Consider the following 20,000-nt stretch of genomic DNA (forward strand, 5'->3'; position numbering starts at 1 on the left):
ACGGATAAAAGGTACTCCGGGGATAACAGGCTGATACCGCCCAAGAGTTCATATCGACGGCGGTGTTTGGCACCTCGATGTCGGCTCATCACATCCTGGGGCTGAAGCCGGTCCCAAGGGTATGGCTGTTCGCCATTTAAAGTGGTACGCGAGCTGGGTTTAGAACGTCGTGAGACAGTTCGGTCCCTATCTGCCGTGGACGTTTGAGATTTGAGAGGGGCTGCTCCTAGTACGAGAGGACCGGAGTGGACGAACCTCTGGTGTTCCGGTTGTCACGCCAGTGGCATTGCCGGGTAGCTATGTTCGGAATAGATAACCGCTGAAAGCATCTAAGCGGGAAACTAGCCTCAAGATGAGATCTCACTGGAACCTTGAGTTCCCTGAAGGGCCGTCGAAGACTACGACGTTGATAGGTTGGGTGTGTAAGCGCTGTGAGGCGTTGAGCTAACCAATACTAATTGCCCGTGAGGCTTGACCATATAACACCCAAGCAATTTGAGTCGAAAGGCCAGATTGCGGTGTGTGAAGACGCAATGAACCGAAAGTTCGACGCTCACAAAACACCACGATCTATCACATACCCAATTTGCTGAAGCGAGGCCAGCTGGCCACGACTCAGTACCCGAATTTCTTGACGACCATAGAGCATTGGAACCACCTGATCCCATCCCGAACTCAGCAGTGAAACGATGCATCGCCGATGGTAGTGTGGGGTTTCCCCATGTGAGAGTAGGTCATCGTCAAGATTAAATTCCGAAACCCCAATTGCGAAAGCAGTTGGGGTTTTGTTTTGGGCGCTCGAAAAGTGTCCGCCTTGTCGCCGTACACTTGTTCGCCTTGTGTTCGCCCCGTGCACCACAGTGCTAAAGTCCATCCCTCGATTTTGCTTTTCCCAAGGAAGCCGTTATGCCGGACGCGACGTCCCTCAGTCCTGGATTCATGGTGGTTCATGGCAACCGCCTGGACGAGCTGCGAAGCCTGGTGGTCAGTTGGATGCGCCGTTACCCACTGGCGCCTTTGGAAAACGAAATCGCCCTGGTACAAAGCAACGGCATCGCCCAATGGCTCAAGCTGGCCTTGGCCGAAGACCCGCAAGCCGATGATATGGGCGGCTGTGGCATTGCCGCAGCCATCGACGTGCAACTGCCTGGCAGCTTTATGTGGCAGCTTTATCGTATGGTTTTGGGCCGTGACGAAATCCCGCCCAAGTCCCTGCTTGATAAAGCCCCGCTGACCTGGCGCCTCATGCGGCTGTTACCCGAGCTGATCGACCAACCGCACTTCGAGCCTCTGCAACGCTTCCTGACGCAAGACACCGACCTGCGCAAACGCTACCAACTCGCCGAGCGCCTGGCTGACCTCTTCGACCAATACCAGGTCTACCGTGCCGACTGGCTGGAAGATTGGGCCGCAGGCCGGCACCAACTGCGCAATGGTCGAGGCGAGTCCAAACCGCTCAACCCAGCCAACTGCTGGCAAGCCGAGCTGTGGCGCGCGCTCCTGCTGGATGTAGGTGAAGCAGGCATGGCCGAAAGCCGGGCCGGCGTACATCAGCGCTTCATCGAGCGCATCAACAGCCTTGAACAAGCACCGCCCGGCTTGCCTCCCCGGGTGATCGTCTTCGGCATCTCATCGCTGCCGGCCCAGGCGCTGGAAGCCTTGGCGGGTCTGGCCCGTTTCAGCCAGGTCCTGCTCTGCGTGCATAACCCCTGCCGCCATCATTGGTCGGACATCGTCGCCGACAAGGACTTGCTGCGTAACGAATACAAACGCCAGGCGCGCAAAACGGGCATGCCCGTCACTATCGACCCTCAAACTTTGCACCAGCACGCCCATCCGCTGCTCGCTGCCTGGGGCAAGCAGGGCCGTGATTACATCAGTCTGCTGGACATCTACGATGACCCCAACAGCTACCGCGCCGCATTTCGCGACGGCCGTATTGACCTGTTCAGCGACAGCGAACCCACCACGCTCCTCAACCAACTCCAGGACGATATCCTCGAACTGCGCCCGTTGAATGAAACCCGTGAGCTCTGGCCCGCTGTCGACTTGCAACGCGATACGTCGATCCGTTTCCATATCGCCCACAGCGCCCAACGCGAAGTGGAAATCCTCCACGACCAATTACTTCATCGCTTCAGCGCTGACCCCTCCCTGCGCCCTCGGGACATCATCGTCATGGTCCCCGACGTCGACAGCTATGCACCGCATATTCGCGCGGTCTTCGGCCAGCTCGAACGGCATGACCCACGCTTCATCCCCTTCACCCTTACAGACCAAGGCCAACGTGGTCGCGACCCGCTGTTGATCGCCGTCGAGCACTTGCTCAAACTTCCCGACAGCCGCTTCCCTGTCAGCGAAATCCTCGACATGCTCGACGTCCCGGCCCTGCGCGAACGCTTCGCCATCAAAGAGCGTGATCTGCCCACCTTGCATCGCTGGATCGAAGGCGCCGGCATCCGCTGGGGCTTGAATGCCGAGCAACGCGCCGGTTTGGGCCTGCCCGCGGAACTGGAGCAAAACAGTTGGCGATTCGGCCTGCGCCGTATGCTGCTGGGCTATGCCGTCGGTACCGGCACGGCCTGCGACGGTATTGAACCTTATGACGAAATCGGTGGCCTCGATGCGGCCTTGATTGGCCCACTGGTCGCCTTGCTTGACGCCTTGAACGATGCCCATCAAGCGCTATCGGAACCCGCGTCCCCACAAACCTGGGGCGAGCGTCTACAACGGTTGATGCAGCTGTTTTTCCTACCCAGCAGCGAGCACGATGACTACCTGCTGGGCCAGCTCGAACAATTAAGAGAAACCTGGCTGGAAACCTGCGAATCCGTCGGCTTGCAAGACGAGTTACCTCTTACGGTAGTACGTGAGGCATGGCTGGCCGGATTGGATCAGGGGCGCCTGTCCCAGCGCTTCCTGGCGGGAGCGGTCAATTTCTGTACGCTGATGCCCATGCGTGCGATCCCGTTCAAGCTGGTCTGCCTGCTCGGCATGAACGACGGCGATTACCCGCGGGCCCAGCCACCCCTGGATTTTGACCTGATGGGCAGCGATTACCGCCCCGGCGACCGTTCTCGCCGCGAAGACGACCGCTACTTACTGCTCGAAGCGCTGCTGTCAGCCCGTGACCAGCTGTACATCAGCTGGGTAGGCCGCAGCATCCGTGACAACAGCGATCGCCCGGCCTCGGTGCTGATCGGCCAACTACGCGACCACCTCGCCAGCGGCTGGCAGCACGCCAGCAACGATCTGCCGCTGATCGACGCAATGACCCAGGAGCACCCGCTGCAACCCTTCAGCGCCCGCTATTTCCACGAAGGCGATTCGTTGTTCAGCTATGCGCGCGAATGGCAATTGCTGCATCAGGCACCGGCGGTCATCACCCAAGAGCAAGGCTTGACGCCTCACCAACAGGAAGAACCCCTGAGCCTTGGCCAGTTACAGGACTTCCTGCGCAATCCGGTCAAACACTTCTTCAGCCAGCGCCTGAAAGTATTCTTCGAAGCCGCTGAAGTGCCCCTGGCTGATGAAGAACCCTTCGTGCTGGACGCATTGCAACGCTACAGCTTGAGCGACAGCCTGCTGAACGCGGCACTCACCCAACCCGACCAACTCGATCAGGCTCTCACCGCCCAGGCCCTGCGGCTGCAAGGCAGCGGCCTGCTGCCGATGGTGGGTTTCGGTGAATGCCTGCGTAACGAACTGATCGAGCCGCTGCCGGACCTGGTGCAACGCTATCAACAGCTTCTGGCGTTGTGGCCCACCCCGCATACTGGCGCTGAACCGGTCAGCTTTGCGTACCAAGGCATCCAGCTGGAAGGTTGGATCAGCGGTCTGCACCGACGCAGTGATGGCGGACTTTTAAGCGTCACCACCATCCCCAACAGTATTGGTTCGATCAAGACACGTAAGTGGCACCGCCTCATCCGCCCCTGGGTCAATCACGTGGTGGCCTGCGCCTGTGGCCTGCCCTTGAGCACCGGCCTGGTAGCCAGTGACGACACCTTGTTGTTGGCCCCACTGGACAAGGCCGGCGCCGAGGACATTCTCGGTAACCTGCTGTTGGCCTGGCACACGGGAATGAGCGCGCCGCTTCCGGTCGCAGTGAAAACCGCGTTCGCCTGGCTCGGCCAGGCTGATCCCGCCAAGGCCCAAGCGGCTGCGAGCAAAGCCTATGAAGGCGATGGCATCACCACTGACGGCGAACGCCGCGAAACGCCTGCCCTTACGCGGCAATTTCCCGACTACGCAGCCCTGGTCGCCAGTGAAGAGTTCGAAGGCTGGTGCGAAACCCTGTATCGCCCGCTGATCAACGCCCCCTGGCGATCGCTTTCCAGCACGGAGGCTGACGCATGATCGGCAAACCCTTGGCCCTGGCGTTCCCGCTCAAAGGCAGCCAGTTGATTGAAGCCAGTGCTGGCACCGGCAAGACCTTCACCATCTCCGCCCTGTACCTGCGTCTGGTGCTCGGCCACGGCGGTGATGAATCCGGTTTCGGCCGCGAACTGCTGCCACCGCAAATTCTCGTGGTGACGTTCACCGACGCCGCCACCAAGGAACTGCGTGAACGTATCCGCATCCGCCTGGCCGAAGCCGCGCGCTTCTTCCGTGACGAAATCGAACAGCCTGATGCGCTGATTGCCGACCTGCGCGAGCAATATGATCCGCAGCAATGGCCCGCCTGTGCCAATCGCCTGGACATCGCCGCGCAATGGATGGATGAAGCCGCAGTCTCCACGATCCACAGTTGGTGCCAGCGCATGCTGCGCGAACATGCGTTCGACAGCGGCAGCCTGTTCACACAAACCCTGGAAACCGACCATAGCGACCTGCTGGGCGAAGTGCTGCGCGACTACTGGCGATTGTTCTGCTACCCAATGCACGACGATGCGCTCAACTGGGTGCGCAATAATTGGGGTGGCCCCGCGGCGCTGATGCCACGGGTGCGTGCGTTGTTCGGCAGCGAGCGGCCCACCGACGAAACCCGCGAGCCAGCCGAACTGATCAGTGCCTGCCTGCAAGAACGCCGCGCCGCGCTGGTTGCCCTCAAGGCACCCTGGCAACAATGGGCTGCCGAGCTGCGGGATATCTGCCTGCAAGCCGTCGCTGCCAAAGCGGTCGATGGGCGCAAGATGCAAGCACGTTACTTCGAGCCCTGGTTCGAAAAGATCAGCGCCTGGGCCGCTGACGAAACCCTGGAACAACTGGACATCGGCACCGGCTTCACCCGCCTGACGCCCGACGGAATGGCCGAAGCCTGGAAAGGCGAGCCGCCGCAGCACCCTGGCATCGAGGCTATGGCCAGCCTCAAAGCCAGCCTCGACGCCTTGCCAACGCCTGACGCGGCGGTGCTGCAACACGCTGCCGGCTGGGTCGGCAAACGTTTCGAGGAAGAGAAACGTCGCCGCGCCGAGATGGGGTTTGACGACATGCTGATCCGCCTCAACGCCGCCCTCCAGGCAGACGGTGGCGAGCGCCTGGCCAGTGTGATCCGCGAGCAATTCCCGGTGGCCCTGATCGATGAATTCCAGGACACCGACCCGGTGCAATACAGCATCTTCGACAGCATCTACCGCATCGAAGAAAACCACCTCGACAGCGGCCTGTTCCTGATCGGCGACCCCAAGCAGGCGATCTACGCCTTTCGCGGCGCCGACATCTACACCTACCTGCGCGCCCGGCAGGCCACCACCGGCCGCCATCACACCCTGGGCACCAACTTCCGCTCCAGCCATGCGATGGTCGAGGCGGTGAACCATGTGTTCCAGCGTGCGGAAACCGGCCGTGGTGCGTTCCTGTTTCGCCAGCCTGATGGCGATAACCCGGTGCCGTTCCATTCGGTACTGTCCCAAGGCCGCAGCGAGCAGTTGCAGGTCGACGGTCACACGCTACCGGCCATGAACCTTTGGCACCTGCCCACCGACCAGCCGATTTCCAACGCGGTTTATCGTCAACACCTGGCCGCCGCCTGCGCCACGCAAATCGTTGCGCTGCTCAATGGTGGGCAGCAAGGCACCGCGGGCTTTGTAAAAGAGGGCACCCTAAAGGGCGTGTTGCCGTCAGACATCGCCATCCTCGTGCGTGATGGCAAGGAAGCCCAAACCGTACGTGCCGAACTGGCCCGCCGTGGCGTGCGCAGTGTGTACCTGTCGGATAAAGACTCCGTGTTTGCCGCCCAGGAAGCCCATGACCTGTTGGCCTGGTTGAAGGCTTGCGCGGAACCGGATGTCGAACGCCCGCTGCGTGCAGCCCTGGCCTGCGTCACCCTGAACCTGTCCCTGTCGGAGCTGGAGCGTCTGAATCAGGACGAACTGGCGTGGGAATCGCGGGTGATGCAGTTCCGTGGCTACCGTGCCATCTGGCGTACCCAAGGCGTGTTGCCGATGCTGCGTCGTCTGCTCCACGACTTCAAGCTGCCGCAAACCCTCATCGCCCGCAGTGATGGCGAGCGTGTGCTGACCAACCTGTTGCACCTCAGTGAATTGTTGCAACAGGCCGCCTCGGAACTGGATGGCGAGCAGGCGTTGATCCGTCATTTGGCCGAGCATCTGGCGCTGTCGGGGCAGGCCGGTGAAGAACAGATCCTGCGCCTGGAAAGTGACGAGCAACTGGTCAAAGTGGTGACCATCCACAAATCCAAGGGCCTGGAATACGACTTGGTGTTCCTGCCGTTCATCTGTTCGGCCAAGCCCGTGGATGGCAGTCGCTTGCCGTTGCATTACCACGATGAACACGGCAAGTCCCACGTCAACCTGCGACCCACGGCCGAGTTGATCGCCCAAGCCGACGATGAGCGCCTGGCCGAAGACCTGCGTTTGTTGTACGTGGCCTTGACCCGCGCCAAACACGCCTGCTGGCTGGGCATCGCCGATCTCAAACGCGGCAATAACAGCAGCTCGGTCTTGCACCTTTCTGCATTGGGCTATTTGCTCGGTGCCGGCGCGTCGTTGAGCGAATCAGCGGGTCTGGCGCGCTGGTTGCTGGACTTGCAGCAAGGCTGCGCGGCCATCGGTTATGACCTTGTGCCGGACGCCCAAGACATCTTGTTCCACCCGCCGCGCAACCAAGCGACCCTGCTCGCGCCGTTGCTGCCTGCACGCAAGGCCGCAGAAAACTGGTGGATTGCCTCCTATAGCGCCTTGCGCATTGGCGACAGCATGAGCGCCGCCAACCTCGAAGCCCCCGAAAGCCCACAGGCCCAGAAGCTGTTCGATGACGAACGCCTCGACCCCGATGCCCCTCGGGAAACGGTCGCGGCCGGCGGGGATATTCACCGTTTCCCACGCGGTCCCAACCCAGGCACCTTCCTTCACGGCTTGTTGGAATGGGCCGGTGAAGAAGGTTTCAACGTGACCCCGGAGGCGATCGAAAAAGCCGTGGGCGCGCGCTGTAACCGCCGCAACTGGGAAGGCTGGATCGTCACCCTCAGCGGCTGGCTGGAGCACCTGCTGCACACGCCACTGCCCCTGTACAACGAGCGCTTCACCCTCAGTGGCCTGCAGCAGTACCAGATCGAGATGGAATTCTGGTTTGCCAGTCACACCGTCGACGTACTCGCCCTCGACAAACTGGTGTGCCAGCACACCCATGGCGGCGTGTCCCGTGTGGCCGCCGAACCGGTGCTGCTCAACGGCATGTTCAAAGGCTTTATCGATCTGACGTTTGAGCACGATGGCCGTTACTACGTGGCCGACTACAAATCCAATTGGCTCGGCCCTGACGACTCTGCCTACACCCATGACGCCATGGAACACTCGATCCTCGAGCATCGGTACGACCTGCAATACGTACTTTACCTGCTGGCCCTGCACCGCCAACTCAAGGCGCGCCTGCCGCATTACGATTATGACCAGCACGTCGGCGGTGCCCTGTACCTGTTCCTGCGCGGTAGCCAGTCGGTGAGCCAGGGCGCGTATTTTACCCGACCGCCTCGTGAGTTGATCGAGAGCCTGGACCTGTTGTTCCAGGGCAAGCCCATCCCACCCAAGGTTGAGCCCGCCTGGGAACAAGGAGTGCTCTTATGAGCCTGTCGCCGTTACCGCTGGAGGCGCTTTTGCCCCTCGATCGTGCCGCCGACCTGCTGCAGTTGCTTGCACGTTGGGTCGAGCGGGGTTGGCTGCGCGCCTTGGACAAAGCCTTTGTCGGTTTCCTGTACGAGCTGGACCCAAAGGCCGATCCCCTGGTGCTGCTGGCGGCGGCCTTGACCAGCCATCAACTGGGCCATGGCCACGTCTGCCTGGATGTGTTCGAAACCCTCAAGGCGCCGGATTTCGCCCTGTCATTGCCGCCCGAAGGCGACCTGCACACCGGCGCCATGCTGCTACCCTCACAGTTGCTGCACGGCCTGGATGGCGCGCATTGGTGCCATGCCCTGGCTTCAAGCCCGTTGGTTGCGCTGGCCGTCGATGGCAGCGAGGAGGCTCGTAGCCGCCCGTTGGTGTTGTCCGGCAAGCGCCTGTACCTGCGCCGCTACTGGGCCTACGAGCGGCGTATCGACCGCGCCCTGCGCCTGCGCCTTGCCAGCGTGGAAGACGCCGCCGCCGATCTGCCGCAACGGCTCAATCGCCTGTTCGACCAACCGGCGCCCGATGGGGTGATTGACTGGCAAAAGCTCGCCTGCGCCCTGGCGACCCGCGGCGCCTTCAGCATCGTCACCGGCGGCCCCGGTACCGGTAAAACCACCACCGTCGTGCGCCTGCTCGCGCTATTGCAGGCGCCCGCCGTGGAGTCCGGCAGCCCGTTGCGTATTCGCCTGGCTGCGCCCACCGGTAAAGCCGCTGCGCGCCTGACCGAATCCATCAGCCAGCAAGTGCTGTCACTGACAGTGCCCGACAACGTGCGGGAAAAAATCCCCACCCAGGTCACCACGGTCCACCGCTTGTTGGGCAGCCGTCCGGGCACCCGTCACTTCCGTCACCACCCGGGCAACCCGCTGCCTTTGGATGTGCTGGTGGTGGACGAAGCCTCGATGATCGACCTGGAAATGATGGCCAACCTGCTCGACGCCCTGCCGCCCCATGCACGCCTGGTATTGCTGGGCGACAAAGACCAACTGGCCTCGGTAGAAGCGGGGGCCGTACTCGGCGACTTGTGCCGCGATGCCGAAGCCGGCTGGTACAGCCCGCAGACTCGCCACTGGCTGCAAGCCGTTAGCGGTGAAGACCTCAGCAGCAGCGGCTTGCAAGAAGACCTCGATGGCAGCCATCCCCTGGCCCAGCAAGTGGTGATGCTGCGCTATTCGCGCCGCTTCGGCGAGGGCAGCGGTATTGGTCAACTGGCGCGTTGGGTCAACCAGCAAAACGCCGAAGAGGCCCGCCAGCTGTTAGCTGCAGGCCGTCACGACGACCTGTTCTGCGTCAGCCTCAAGGGTGAGCATGACCACGCCCTTGAGCGCCTGGTACTGGACGGGCAGGGCGATGGCGCCCAAGGTTATCGCTACTACCTGAACCTGCTGCAATCGGCGCGCCCCTCTGCGGACACACCGCGTGACGGTCCAGCCTGGACTGCTTGGGCGCAACAACTGCTGCACGCCTTCGACGCGTTTCAACTGCTTTGCGCCGTGCGGAAGGGCCCGTGGGGCGTCGAAGGGCTCAACCTGCGCATCACCGCGGCGTTGCGCAAGGTACGCCTGATCGAAGGTGACGAGCAGTGGTACGAAGGCCGACCGGTGCTGATGACCCGCAACGATTACGGGCTCGGCCTGATGAACGGCGACATCGGCATCGCCCTGAAATTGCCCGAAAGCGACGGTGGCCCCCACGTCCTGCGGGTGGCCTTTCCACGTAACGATGGCCAGGGCGGCGTGCGCTTTGTATTGCCCAGCCGCTTGAATGATGTGGAAACCGTGTACGCCATGACCGTGCACAAATCCCAGGGCTCGGAGTTCACTCACACCGCGCTGATCCTGCCGGATGCCCTTAACCCGGTGCTGACCAAAGAGCTGATCTATACCGGTATCACCCGTGCCAAACGTTGGTTCAGCCTGGTTGAGCCGCGCGGCGGCGTGTTTGAGGAAGCGGTGCGGCGCAAGGTCAAGCGTCTGAGCGGATTGATGTTGGAGTTGGACCTTCCGTCTGAAAAAAATGACTGGTAGGTCAGGCGATATTTCTTATTCAGATGTCTGATTTTTCTGAAAAAATAGCGAACCCCTCGAATGCTGTGCTTCGTGGGGATGTCCGCCGCTGTGCTATCGTTGCGGCATCATCCTGGAAAACACTTGAGAGTATCGCTGCATGAACGTGGCTGTCTCGCCCAAAGCGCGCAGTTTGAGTTGGAGACGCCTGTTACTGGTGACGGTGCTGTGCCTGCTTGCGCCGCGCCTATTTGCGCAGACGCCCAGCCTGGCCGAGCACCGTGCGCAGGCGGTCACCCAAGTGGTGCTCGGTATCCTCAGCTACGCCCGTTGGCCGGTTGAGCCTGCGCAATTGCGGCTGTGCATTGTCGGGCCGACTCAGTACACCGATGACCTGGTCAAAGGCACCACCCAGGCCACCGGTCGTCCGGTGCTGGTGCGGCGCCTGCTGGTCGATCATCCGGATATCGTCAATGCCTGTGATGCCGTCTACATCGGCAAAATCACCCCCGACGAACGCAACCGCCTGTTTACCTCATTGATCGGCCATCCCGTACTCAGCATCAGCGAAGGGGGCGACCAATGCACGGTGGGCAGCCTGTTCTGCCTGCGCGTCAGCGATGAGCAGGTGTCGTTCGAGGTCAACCTGGATTCCGTCGCCCGTAGCGGCGTGCGCATCCATCCCAGTGTGTTGCAGTTGTCCCGTCGTCGAGCGCCTGGCTCATGAGTCGCGATAAAGTGCGGCCGACCCTGCGCTCGGTAATTGCCCGCGGGCATATGATCCTGGCGCTGGTAGCCGTGACCCTGGCCAGTGTGTCCCTGACCCTGCTGGGCGTACTTGCCCTGCGGGTTTACGCCGAGCACAACCTGCACCTGATCGCCCGCTCGATCAACTACACCGTGGAAGCAGCCGTGGTGTTCAACGACAGTGCGGCGGCCACCGAAGCCCTGAGCCTGATTGCCTCTACCGAAGAAGTGGCCCAGGCAGAAGTATTCGATATCAACGGCAAGCTGCTGGCGCGCTGGGTTCGCCCGGAAACCGGCATGTTGTCACGGGTCGAGCTGCAAATAGCGCACGCCCTGCTCGAACAGCCCATCAGCCAGCCGATCCTGCGCCAGGGGCAAACCGTCGGCAGCATCCATCTGGTCGGCCACGGTGGCAGCCTGTTGCGCTTCTTGCTCAGTGGCTTGATCGGGATTCTGATCTGCACCGCCCTCAGCGCCTGGGTGGCGTTGCATCTGTCACGGCGTCTGTTAAATGGTATCACCGTGCCATTGCAACGCCTGGCTGCCGTCGCCCACGCCGCCCGCAGCGAGCGAGACTTCGACCGCCGCGTACCCTCGGCGCAGATCGCCGAACTCGACAGCCTGGGCAGCGACTTCAACGCCCTGCTCGGTGAGATGGAGGCCTGGCAAAGCCACCTGCAAAGCGAAAACGAAACCCTGGCCCACCAGGCCAGCCACGACAGCCTCACCGGCCTGCCCAACCGCGCGTTCTTCGAAGGCCGGCTGATCCGTGCCCTGCGCAGCGCGGCCAAGGTCAACGAGCGGGTGGCAGTGCTGTTCCTCGACAGCGATCGTTTCAAAGACATCAACGACAGCTTCGGTCACGCCGCTGGCGATGCCGTGCTGGTGGCCGTTGCCGACCGCGTGCGGGCGCAACTGCGCGAGGACGACCTGGTGGCGCGCCTGGGCGGTGATGAATTCGCGGTATTGCTGGCGCCCCTGCACAAGGCCGAAGACGCCCAGCGCATCGCCGACAAAATCATTGCCAGCATGGACATGCCGATTCCACTGCCTGGAGACACCCAGGTGTTGACCTCCCTCAGTATCGGCATTGCGATTTATCCCGAGCATGGTGCCACGCCAGGGACCTTGCTCAACGCTGCCGACGCGGCGATGTACCAGGCCAAACGATTGTCTTCGGGCGGCCAGCAAACGGCGGAGTCGGAGCACCCCGTCGCCAACGTTCAACACAGGAGTTGATTCCCTTGTTCGCTAACACACGCGTTTTATTTATTTCTTTGCTCGTGGCCTTCCTGGCCCTCAGCGGCTGCCAGACGCCACCCAAAGGCCTGACCCCGGCGCAAGTCGCCGTGCTCAAGCAGCAAGGCTTCGAGCTGACCGATGAAGGCTGGGCCTTCGGCCTGTCCGGCAAAGTGCTGTTTGGCAGCGACGTCGAAACCCTCAACAAACCCAGCACCGACATCGTCGAACGCATCGGCCAGGCCCTGGTAGGCGCGGGTATCGAGCGTGTGCGTGTCGACGGCCACACCGACGCCTCGGGCAAAGAGCCCTACAATGTTGCCCTGTCCCTGCGCCGCGCCAAAAGCGTGGGCAAGGTGCTGACCCGCGTGGGCATGAAAGAAGAAAACATCCAACTGCGCGGCCTGGGCAGCAGCGAGCCGGTAGCGCCGAATACGACCACAGCAGGCCGCACCGAGAATCGCCGGGTGTCGATCGTAGTGATCGCAGACTAAGCGGGTTCACCTTTCCCAAGCTGAAATGCAATCCAATGTGGGAGGGGGCAAGCCCCTCTCACAGTTGTTCTGCGATGTGCTAGCAAGAATGTTCGCTCAACGGCTCGGTGTCATCGCCCGCGTCAAGTCATCCACCACGGCCTTGCCCCTCTCATACATATAATGCGCGGCCCATGCGTATTGGTCGCCGCGAAAACCTACCAACGACCATTAGGAGTTTTCTCTGTAGGAAAGACCTGTCATGACGAATTTTAATGGCTGGGCTGATGAAGTTTCGCTTTTTCGCAAATGGTGGGCTTAGTTAAATGGACGCTATAAGTAACTACCGTAAAGGATTGCGATGACTATAAATGTCAGTCATTTTCGCCAGGAAGTATCTAAAGTCAGGCTTTCAAAAGATGCATTTGCTGAGCTATTGACGATAAGAGAGTTGTTCGAGACGGTAAGTCAAGGTGTTAGATTCGATACCAAGGTCGCTTACATTAATCCTTTACAGTCAAGCGTGCTGAGAGAGGAGCTGAATAGAATACGAAATATGATCGATCATGAAAGTCATGTCTTGATTCTCGATGGCTTTAAGGTGGATAAACTTTCAACGTTCAAATCTCTGGTGTGGACATTCGGTTCCTTACTCGGTGTCCCAATGGTACAGAATCATCTTGGTCATAAAGTGATTGAGGTTTATGACCGAGGTGGCAAAAGCATTGAGTAAGGTGCGAGATACCATCAGACCCGTCAAGGCGCCTATGTACATAACGATGGTGTGAGCGACCCGTTGCCTATCGATTACTTGATCCTGGCCTGTGGACAGAAAGCACTTTTAGGAGGTGAGAGCATTCTCATCGATGCAAGCGCGGTATACGCCGAGCTGATTGCGTTCCCAGAAGTATTGGAAGCGCTCAAATGCGACTTCTTTTTTGAGAATCGCGGCATGTCAGAGGATGAAAAACTGTTTAAAGCCCCCATCCTCAGCTTTTCCAGTGAAGGTATTCCACTGATCAGATACTTTCGAGTCTACATTGAGTCAGCTCACCTTAAGGCAGGAGTGCCTTTAACAGCAGCTCAAACCCAGGCACTGGACTTTCTGGATACCGTTCTCGATCAGTCATCGGTTCAGCATCGAGTACTGCTGGAGCCAGGGCAAGTGCTTATTTCAGCCGATAACAAGTTTCTGCATACGCGCACGCACTTCATTGATATGAACGCTCCACGTTCCGAAATCAATGATGCTGAGCCTTTGAGTGATCTTAATCGTTATATGCTACGGCTGTGGTTACGCAAACGATGATGCATCGGTATTCATAACGTAAGTCCTCCCATATCCGCCATAAGCCGAGCCCCATGGACAACTCCGATATCGCGATCACGTTGGTCTTGATTTCTGCCTTTATGCACGCCACTTGGAATGCCGTAGTTCGCGCCGGTAGCAGTCGCTTCATGACCTTGGCCATGGTCGACGGCACCGCGCTAGTGATATGCCTGCTGGCGTTGCCGTTTGTAAGTGTGCCTAGCCTGGAGGTATGGGGCTATATACTCGTCTCTGTGGTGCTCAATACGGTCTACCGGCTATTTTTGATTAAAGCGTACGAAACGGGTGACTTCGGTCAGGTTTACCCGGTGATGCGTGGGGTGCCGCCCGTATTGGTCGTGCTGTTTTCTTACTTTCTGCTGCATGAACAGTTGTCCTCCCAGGCGTTGACGGGAGTGTTGCTGATTTGTGTGGGGATTATCAGCTTGACCTTTGTGCGCAGGATGACGGCGCAGATGTTCAAGCCGATCCTGATGGCGGTGTGCGCCGGTGCGTTTATTGCGTCTTACACGGTGGTGGATGCTAAAGGTGTAAGAGCCAGTGAGACGGTGCTGCAGTACATTATTTACCTGACAGTATTCCAAAGTATCCCGATCCCGATGCTGGCGTTTTCCAAAGAACGTTCAACCTTGGCTCGTGCGATACGTGGGCACTGGCGAGTTGGGCTATTAGGCGGTGTTTTTTACCTGGCGTCTTACGGATTGGTGTTGTTTGCCTTGTCGCTGGACGCGGTGGCCAAGGTCTCAGCTCTGCGGGAAACCAGTGTTATTATCGGCGCCATTATTGCTGCGCTGTTCTTTCACGAACGGTTCGGTTGGCGACGGATGCTTTCGGCGTTCGTCATTGTTTGCGGGATCATTTTGATCAAAGTGAGCACCTGATGGCCCAGCGTCCGCCCCCCACACCTATGCTTCAGGCGTTCGTCAGCGCAGCGCAAACCGGTAGTTTCGCCCGTGCAGCGTCTGAGCTTAACCTCACCGCCAGTGCCATTAGCCATCAAATCGCGGGCTTGGAGGAATGGTGGGGCGTGTCGTTGTTTGAGCGGCACTCACGCGGCGTCAAGCTGACTGCAGCAGGGCAGGCTCTGTTGCCAGTTACCGATGAGTTTTTCAAGGCGCTGGATGGGGTATTGCATTCACTCAATCCCGGTAAGTCCCAACCGTTATACCTATCATGCACGTCTTCCCTCTGTTCGACGTGGCTAATCCCCAGGATGCACGGCTCTCACACGCAGGCTTCATTCAACCTGGATCTGGTGTTGACCAGCGCCGACATGAGCAGCACCAGCCTGGAGGCCCATCAATACGATGTCGCCGTGGTGATGGGGTACGGTGACTATCCGGATCATTATGTCGAACTGTTGATGCGCGACGCCGTATTCCCCGTGTGTTCGCCCGATTTTCTGCGGTTGAAGGGCGGCATTGTTCTGGAGGATGTCGCCCGCTATCCGCTGATTCATCGGGTGGACGATCAGGTATGTCCGGGGTGGGAAAGCTGGTTTGCGTTTCAGGGGCTGGCGCCGCCGCCTTATCACCACGGGCCGAGATTTCCGGATTCGAGCCTGGCGATCAGCTTGGCGGTGAAGGGCGGAGGGATTGCGCTGGGCAGGACTGCGTTGGTGTATGACCAACTGGAAGACGGTGCGTTAGTTGCGTTGAATAGCCCTGTGATGATGTCCCCTGCGGCCTACTACATCATTTGTCGAAACGGACGTCAGTCGGAGCCGGAGATTGCTCGGCTGATTGAATGGCTCAAGAACAGCGCGGGTGAGTTTCTGCGCGAAGTTCGGCTTCGGCATCCGCAAATTGCTGCAGCAGGAGCGGTCTAAATGTAGGAAGCCTCCGTTGCTCCTTTTAGCACCTCACTTCGCAAACCTGATCTCCCGCGTCTGCCCCATTAACAACCCCTGATTCTGCTCCGTCACTTCCCGAATGTAATCCCACAACAACGTAATCCGCTTCAACTTCCTCAAATCCTCTCGGCAATACATCCAGAACTGCCGCGTAATCGCAATCTGCTCTCCCAGCACCGGCAGCAAGCGCGGGTCCTGCGCGGCCAGAAAGCACGGCAATATCGCCATCGACCGGCCTTGCTGGGCCGCCACGTACTGTGCGATCACGCTGGTACTGCGCAGGCTGGCGCTGGCGCCGGGCACCACATTGGCCAGGTACAGCAACTCTGAGCTGAAGGCCAAGTCATCCACATAGCTGATAAACGGATGTTCGGCCAGATCCGCAGGTTTGCGGATTGGCGGGTGTTGGTCGAGGTAGTCCTGGGTGGCGTACAACTGCAATTTGTAGTCGCACAGTTTGCAGCACACATACGGCCCGTGTTCAGGGCGTTCCAGGGCGATGACGATGTCGGCTTCGCGCTTGGACAGGCTGATGAAGTGGGGCAGGGGCAGGATATCCACCGAGATCGCAGGATAAGTGTCGACGAAATGGCTCAGTTGCGGGGTGACGAAGAAGCTGCCGAAGCCTTCGGTGCAACCCATGCGCACATGGCCGGAAAGTGCCACGCCGGACCCGGACACCTGTTCGCAGGCCATGTGCAGCGTGCTTTCGATGGATTCGGCATAACCCAGCAACCGCTGGCCTTCGCTGGTGAGCACGAAGCCGTTGGTCCGTGATTTTTCGAACAGCAGCGTGCCGAGGGACACTTCCAGAGAGCTGATGCGCCGCGACACGGTGGTGTAGTCCACCGCCAGGCGCTTGGCGGCCACGCTAGCCTTGCGGGTGCGGGCTACTTCGAGGAAAAACTTCAGGTCATCCCAGTTCAGGGCGCCCAGGGAGGTGATGTTTTTTTGCATATTGGACCGGCTTTTATGTGCGTTCTTATTAGAGATTTGCACATCTATACTCCAAAAACAGTCCGAACGCCTCATTCTTCAAGGCGATTCAACGCCTTGGTTCTCTGCATAACTACAAGATTCTGGAGACCACATGAACGCATCTGCCGATATTTCCGTGCAACAGGTCAAGTTGCTGATCAACGGCGAGTGGGTCGAGTCCAAGACCACCGAGTGGCAAGACATCGTCAACCCGGCCACCCAGCAAGTGCTGGCCAAAGTCCCGTTTGCCACCGCCGATGAAGTCAACGCGGCCATCGACGCTGCCCATCAAGCGTTCCAGACCTGGAAACTCACGCCGATCGGCGCGCGCATGCGCATCATGCTTAAGCTGCAAGCCTTGATCCGCGAACATTCCAAGCGCATTGCTGTAGTCCTCAGCGCCGAGCAGGGCAAGACCATTGCCGATGCCGAGGGCGATATTTTTCGTGGCCTGGAAGTGGTGGAGCACGCTTGTTCCATTGGCACCCTGCAAATGGGTGAGTTCGCCGAGAACGTGGCCGGCGGCGTGGACACCTACACCCTGCGCCAGCCTATCGGCGTGTGCGCCGGCATCACCCCGTTCAACTTCCCGGCGATGATTCCGCTGTGGATGTTCCCGATGGCGATTGCCTGCGGGAACACCTTTGTACTCAAGCCTTCCGAGCAAGACCCGTTGTCGACCATGCTGCTGGTGGAGCTGGCGCTGGAAGCCGGTGTGCCAGCCGGCGTGCTCAACGTGGTGCATGGTGGCAAGGACGTGGTGGATGCACTCTGTACTCACAAAGACATCAAGGCAGTGTCCTTCGTCGGTTCGACGGCTGTGGGCACGCATGTCTACGACCTGGCCGGCAAACACGGCAAGCGTGTGCAGTCGATGATGGGCGCCAAGAACCACGCGGTGGTGCTGCCGGATGCTAACCGAGAACACACCCTCAACGCCCTGGTCGGTGCCGGTTTCGGCGCGGCTGGCCAGCGTTGCATGGCCACCTCGGTGGTGGTGCTGGTGGGCGCGGCCAAGCAGTGGCTGCCAGACCTCAAGGCCCTGGCACAAAAGCTCAAGGTCAACGCCGGCAGCGAAGCGGGCACGGATGTCGGCCCGGTGATCTCCAAGCGCGCCAAGGCACGCATCCTGGAGCTGATCGAAAGCGGCGTGAAACAAGGCGCCAAGCTGGAGCTGGACGGCCGCGACATCAAAGTGCCGGGCTTTGAGCAAGGCAACTTTGTCGGCCCCACCCTGTTCTCAGGCGTGACCACCGACATGCGCATCTACACCGAGGAAATCTTCGGCCCGGTGCTGGTGGTACTGGAAGTCGAGACACTCGATCAAGCCATCGCCCTGGTCAACGCCAATCCGTTTGGCAACGGTACAGGCCTGTTCACCCAGAGCGGCGCGGCGGCGCGTAAATTCCAGAGCGAAATCGATGTGGGCCAGGTCGGCATCAACATCCCCATCCCGGTGCCAGTGCCGTTCTTCAGCTTCACCGGCTCCCGCGGTTCCAAGCTCGGCGACCTGGGCCCTTACGGCAAGCAAGTGGTGCAGTTCTACACTCAGACCAAAACCGTCACCAGCCGCTGGTTTGATGACGACACGGTCAACGATGGCGTCAACACCACCATCAACCTGCGCTGAACTCGGGAGACGACCATGAAAATTGCATTCATCGGCCTGGGCAACATGGGTGCGCCCATGGCCCGCAACCTGATCAAGGCTGGGCACGCGCTTAACCTGTTCGACCTGAACCAGGCGGTACTCAAGGAACTTGCCGAACTGGGCGGCACCATCAGCAGCTCGCCGCGTGATGCGGCCCAAGGTGCCGAACTGGTGATTACCATGCTGCCGGCAGCCGCCCATGTGCGCAGCGTGTGGCTGAATGAAGACGGTGTACTCGCCGGCATCGGCGAAGGCATCCCCGCCGTGGATTGCAGCACCATTGACCCGCAAACCATCCGTGAAGTAGCGGCTGCGGCAGCCAAACAAGGCGTGGACGTGGCCGATGCGCCGGTCTCCGGTGGCACCGGCGGTGCCCAGGCCGGGACGCTGACCTTCATGGTCGGCGCCAACCCGGAATTGTTCGCCACCCTGCAACCGGTGCTGGCGCAGATGGGCCGCAACATCGTGCACTGCGGTGATGTCGGCACTGGGCAAATCGCCAAGATCTGCAACAACCTGCTGCTGGGTATCAGCATGGTCGGCGTCAGTGAAGCCATGGCCCTGGGCGATGCACTTGGCATTGATACACAAGTGCTGGCCGGCATCATCAACAGCTCCACGGGGCGCTGCTGGAGTTCCGATACCTACAATCCTTGGCCAGGCGTGATCGAGACCGCGCCATCATCGCGTGGCTATACCGGTGGTTTTGGTGCCGACCTGATGCTCAAGGATCTGGGCCTTGCGACTGAGGCTGCGCGCCAGGCGCATCAGCCGGTGATTCTCGGCGCAGTGGCCCAGCAGTTGTATCAATCCATGAGCCAGCGTGGGGAAGGGGGCAAGGACTTCTCGGCGATCATCAACAGCTATCGCAAGCTGTAGGAGCGAGCTTGCTCGCGAAAAATGTGAGAGCAACGCGTTCATCCTGGATGAGCGCGTTTTCGTTGACGATCTTCGCGAGCTCGCTCCTACAGGGACGGGGATGGGTCAGGCAAACACAAAATACTTACGCACAGTCTCGACCACTTCCCACGTCCCCTTCATCCCTGGCTCCACCACGAAGATATCCCCAGCGCGCAGATGGATCGGCTCCATGCCTTCAGGCGTGATCACGCAGTAGCCTTCCTGGAAATGGCAGTATTCCCACTTCACGTATTCCACGTACCACTTGCCCGGTGTGCAGATCCAGGTGCCCATGATCTTGCTGCCGTCTTCGCTGGTGTAGGCGTTGAGGTTGACAGTGTGCGGGTCACCTTCGAGCTTTTCCCATTTGCAGGCATCCAGGACCGGCAGTGGGTGGGTGTCGCGCAGTACGGTGATGGGCTTGGACATGATGACTCCGAGGCAGGGAAGGGAAAGCTCAACCCTAAGGCCTCGGGCGTTGCGCCAGTGGTCTGAACTCGACATTGGGATGCCCAGAAGCGCAGTCACCTGAACACCGCGGTCCCCTGTTGGAGCCGGGCTTGCCCGCGATGGCGGTGGCACAGCGAGCATCTCGATTGCCTGACACTCCGCTATCGTTGGCAAGCCAGGCTCCCACGAGAGGTCGTGGCGTATCTGAGCGACAGATCTGTGCATCAAACCGATGTTTCCTCGCAGTAACTGCGAAAGATTTCCCGTGTCGCGCCAGAATTCGCAAGAAAATTCACATCCCTCCC

Annotated in this window: 14 protein-coding genes, 2 rRNA genes and 1 pseudogene (1 of these 17 only partly in view); 14 read left to right on the top strand and 3 right to left on the bottom strand. The window is 59.9% G+C overall.

Features of this window, described 5'->3' with window-relative positions; all coding sequences use genetic code 11:
• The 8 genes from FXO12_RS23665 to FXO12_RS23700 all read left to right on the top strand — a co-directional run.
• Positions 1 to 479, top strand: a 23S ribosomal RNA gene (locus FXO12_RS23665) (it extends 2,413 nt beyond the left edge of the window).
• Positions 480 to 630: 151 nt separating this feature from the next.
• Positions 631 to 746 (top strand): 5S ribosomal RNA (rrf, locus tag FXO12_RS23670).
• Between the two features lie 160 nt (positions 747 to 906).
• Positions 907 to 4,359, top strand: coding sequence for an exodeoxyribonuclease V subunit gamma (recC, locus tag FXO12_RS23675; protein ID WP_057975031.1), 3,453 nt, complete (start codon positions 907 to 909; stop codon positions 4,357 to 4,359).
• Entirely contained in the window at positions 4,356 to 8,027 is a 3,672-nt protein-coding gene (gene recB / locus FXO12_RS23680; RefSeq protein WP_060772713.1) for an exodeoxyribonuclease V subunit beta, read from the top strand. The genes recC and recB overlap by 4 nt, the downstream gene beginning before the upstream one ends.
• Positions 8,024 to 10,096, top strand: coding sequence for an exodeoxyribonuclease V subunit alpha (gene recD / locus FXO12_RS23685; protein WP_057975033.1), 2,073 nt, complete (start codon positions 8,024 to 8,026; stop codon positions 10,094 to 10,096). Before recB ends, recD begins: the two co-directional genes overlap by 4 nt.
• A 139-nt stretch (positions 10,097 to 10,235) precedes the next feature.
• Entirely contained in the window at positions 10,236 to 10,802 is a 567-nt protein-coding gene (locus FXO12_RS23690) for a YfiR family protein (protein ID WP_034128794.1), read from the top strand.
• Positions 10,799 to 12,061: a diguanylate cyclase domain-containing protein gene (locus tag FXO12_RS23695; RefSeq protein ID WP_034128793.1), complete on the top strand. Its 1,263-nt coding sequence runs from the start codon at positions 10,799 to 10,801 to the stop codon at positions 12,059 to 12,061. The genes FXO12_RS23690 and FXO12_RS23695 overlap by 4 nt, the downstream gene beginning before the upstream one ends.
• A 5-nt stretch (positions 12,062 to 12,066) precedes the next feature.
• Complete coding sequence (locus FXO12_RS23700; protein ID WP_034128792.1) at positions 12,067 to 12,555, top strand: OmpA family protein; 489 nt, start codon at positions 12,067 to 12,069, stop codon at positions 12,553 to 12,555.
• Positions 12,556 to 12,651: 96 nt separating this feature from the next.
• Here FXO12_RS23700 and FXO12_RS23705 read toward each other — a convergent pair.
• Positions 12,652 to 12,747 (bottom strand): annotated as a pseudogene (locus FXO12_RS23705) (DUF3077 domain-containing protein); the annotation flags it as partial.
• A gap of 148 nt (positions 12,748 to 12,895) precedes the next feature.
• Between FXO12_RS23705 and FXO12_RS29160 the strand changes: the two are divergent.
• Genes FXO12_RS29160 through FXO12_RS23720 form a run of 4 tightly spaced genes read left to right on the top strand, consistent with a single transcriptional unit; the run spans position 12,896 to position 15,692 of the window.
• Positions 12,896 to 13,267 carry a hypothetical protein gene (locus FXO12_RS29160; RefSeq protein WP_229999938.1) on the top strand — a complete coding sequence of 124 codons (372 nt, stop codon included), beginning with the start codon at positions 12,896 to 12,898 and terminating at the stop codon, positions 13,265 to 13,267.
• Positions 13,268 to 13,318: 51 nt separating this feature from the next.
• Positions 13,319 to 13,843: a TauD/TfdA family dioxygenase gene (locus FXO12_RS29165; RefSeq protein ID WP_232458718.1), complete on the top strand. Its 525-nt coding sequence runs from the start codon at positions 13,319 to 13,321 to the stop codon at positions 13,841 to 13,843.
• Positions 13,844 to 13,896: 53 nt separating this feature from the next.
• Entirely contained in the window at positions 13,897 to 14,745 is an 849-nt protein-coding gene (locus FXO12_RS23715; protein ID WP_054897000.1) for an EamA family transporter, read from the top strand.
• Positions 14,745 to 15,692 (top strand): LysR substrate-binding domain-containing protein, encoded by a 948-nt coding sequence (locus tag FXO12_RS23720; RefSeq protein ID WP_060764178.1) that lies wholly within the window; start codon positions 14,745 to 14,747, stop codon positions 15,690 to 15,692. Before FXO12_RS23715 ends, FXO12_RS23720 begins: the two co-directional genes overlap by 1 nt.
• 33 nt (positions 15,693 to 15,725) lie before the next feature.
• Here the strand turns inward: FXO12_RS23720 and FXO12_RS23725 are convergent, their stop codons facing one another.
• Positions 15,726 to 16,673: a LysR family transcriptional regulator gene (locus tag FXO12_RS23725; protein WP_034128788.1), complete on the bottom strand. Its 948-nt coding sequence runs from the start codon at positions 16,671 to 16,673 to the stop codon at positions 15,726 to 15,728.
• A gap of 133 nt (positions 16,674 to 16,806) precedes the next feature.
• Here FXO12_RS23725 and FXO12_RS23730 point away from each other — a divergent pair, with 133 nt between their 5' ends.
• Both FXO12_RS23730 and mmsB read left to right on the top strand, forming a co-directional pair.
• Positions 16,807 to 18,324: a CoA-acylating methylmalonate-semialdehyde dehydrogenase gene (locus FXO12_RS23730; protein WP_054921501.1), complete on the top strand. Its 1,518-nt coding sequence runs from the start codon at positions 16,807 to 16,809 to the stop codon at positions 18,322 to 18,324.
• 15 nt (positions 18,325 to 18,339) lie between these two features.
• Entirely contained in the window at positions 18,340 to 19,224 is an 885-nt protein-coding gene (gene mmsB, locus FXO12_RS23735; protein WP_060772714.1) for a 3-hydroxyisobutyrate dehydrogenase, read from the top strand.
• A gap of 105 nt (positions 19,225 to 19,329) precedes the next feature.
• Here the strand turns inward: mmsB and FXO12_RS23740 are convergent, their stop codons facing one another.
• Entirely contained in the window at positions 19,330 to 19,674 is a 345-nt protein-coding gene (locus FXO12_RS23740; protein ID WP_003230905.1) for a cupin domain-containing protein, read from the bottom strand.
• Positions 19,675 to 20,000: the final 326 nt, after the last annotated feature.

Source organism: Pseudomonas sp. J380, from assembly GCF_009827115.1.
Lineage (GTDB): Bacteria > Pseudomonadota > Gammaproteobacteria > Pseudomonadales > Pseudomonadaceae > Aquipseudomonas > Aquipseudomonas paracarnis.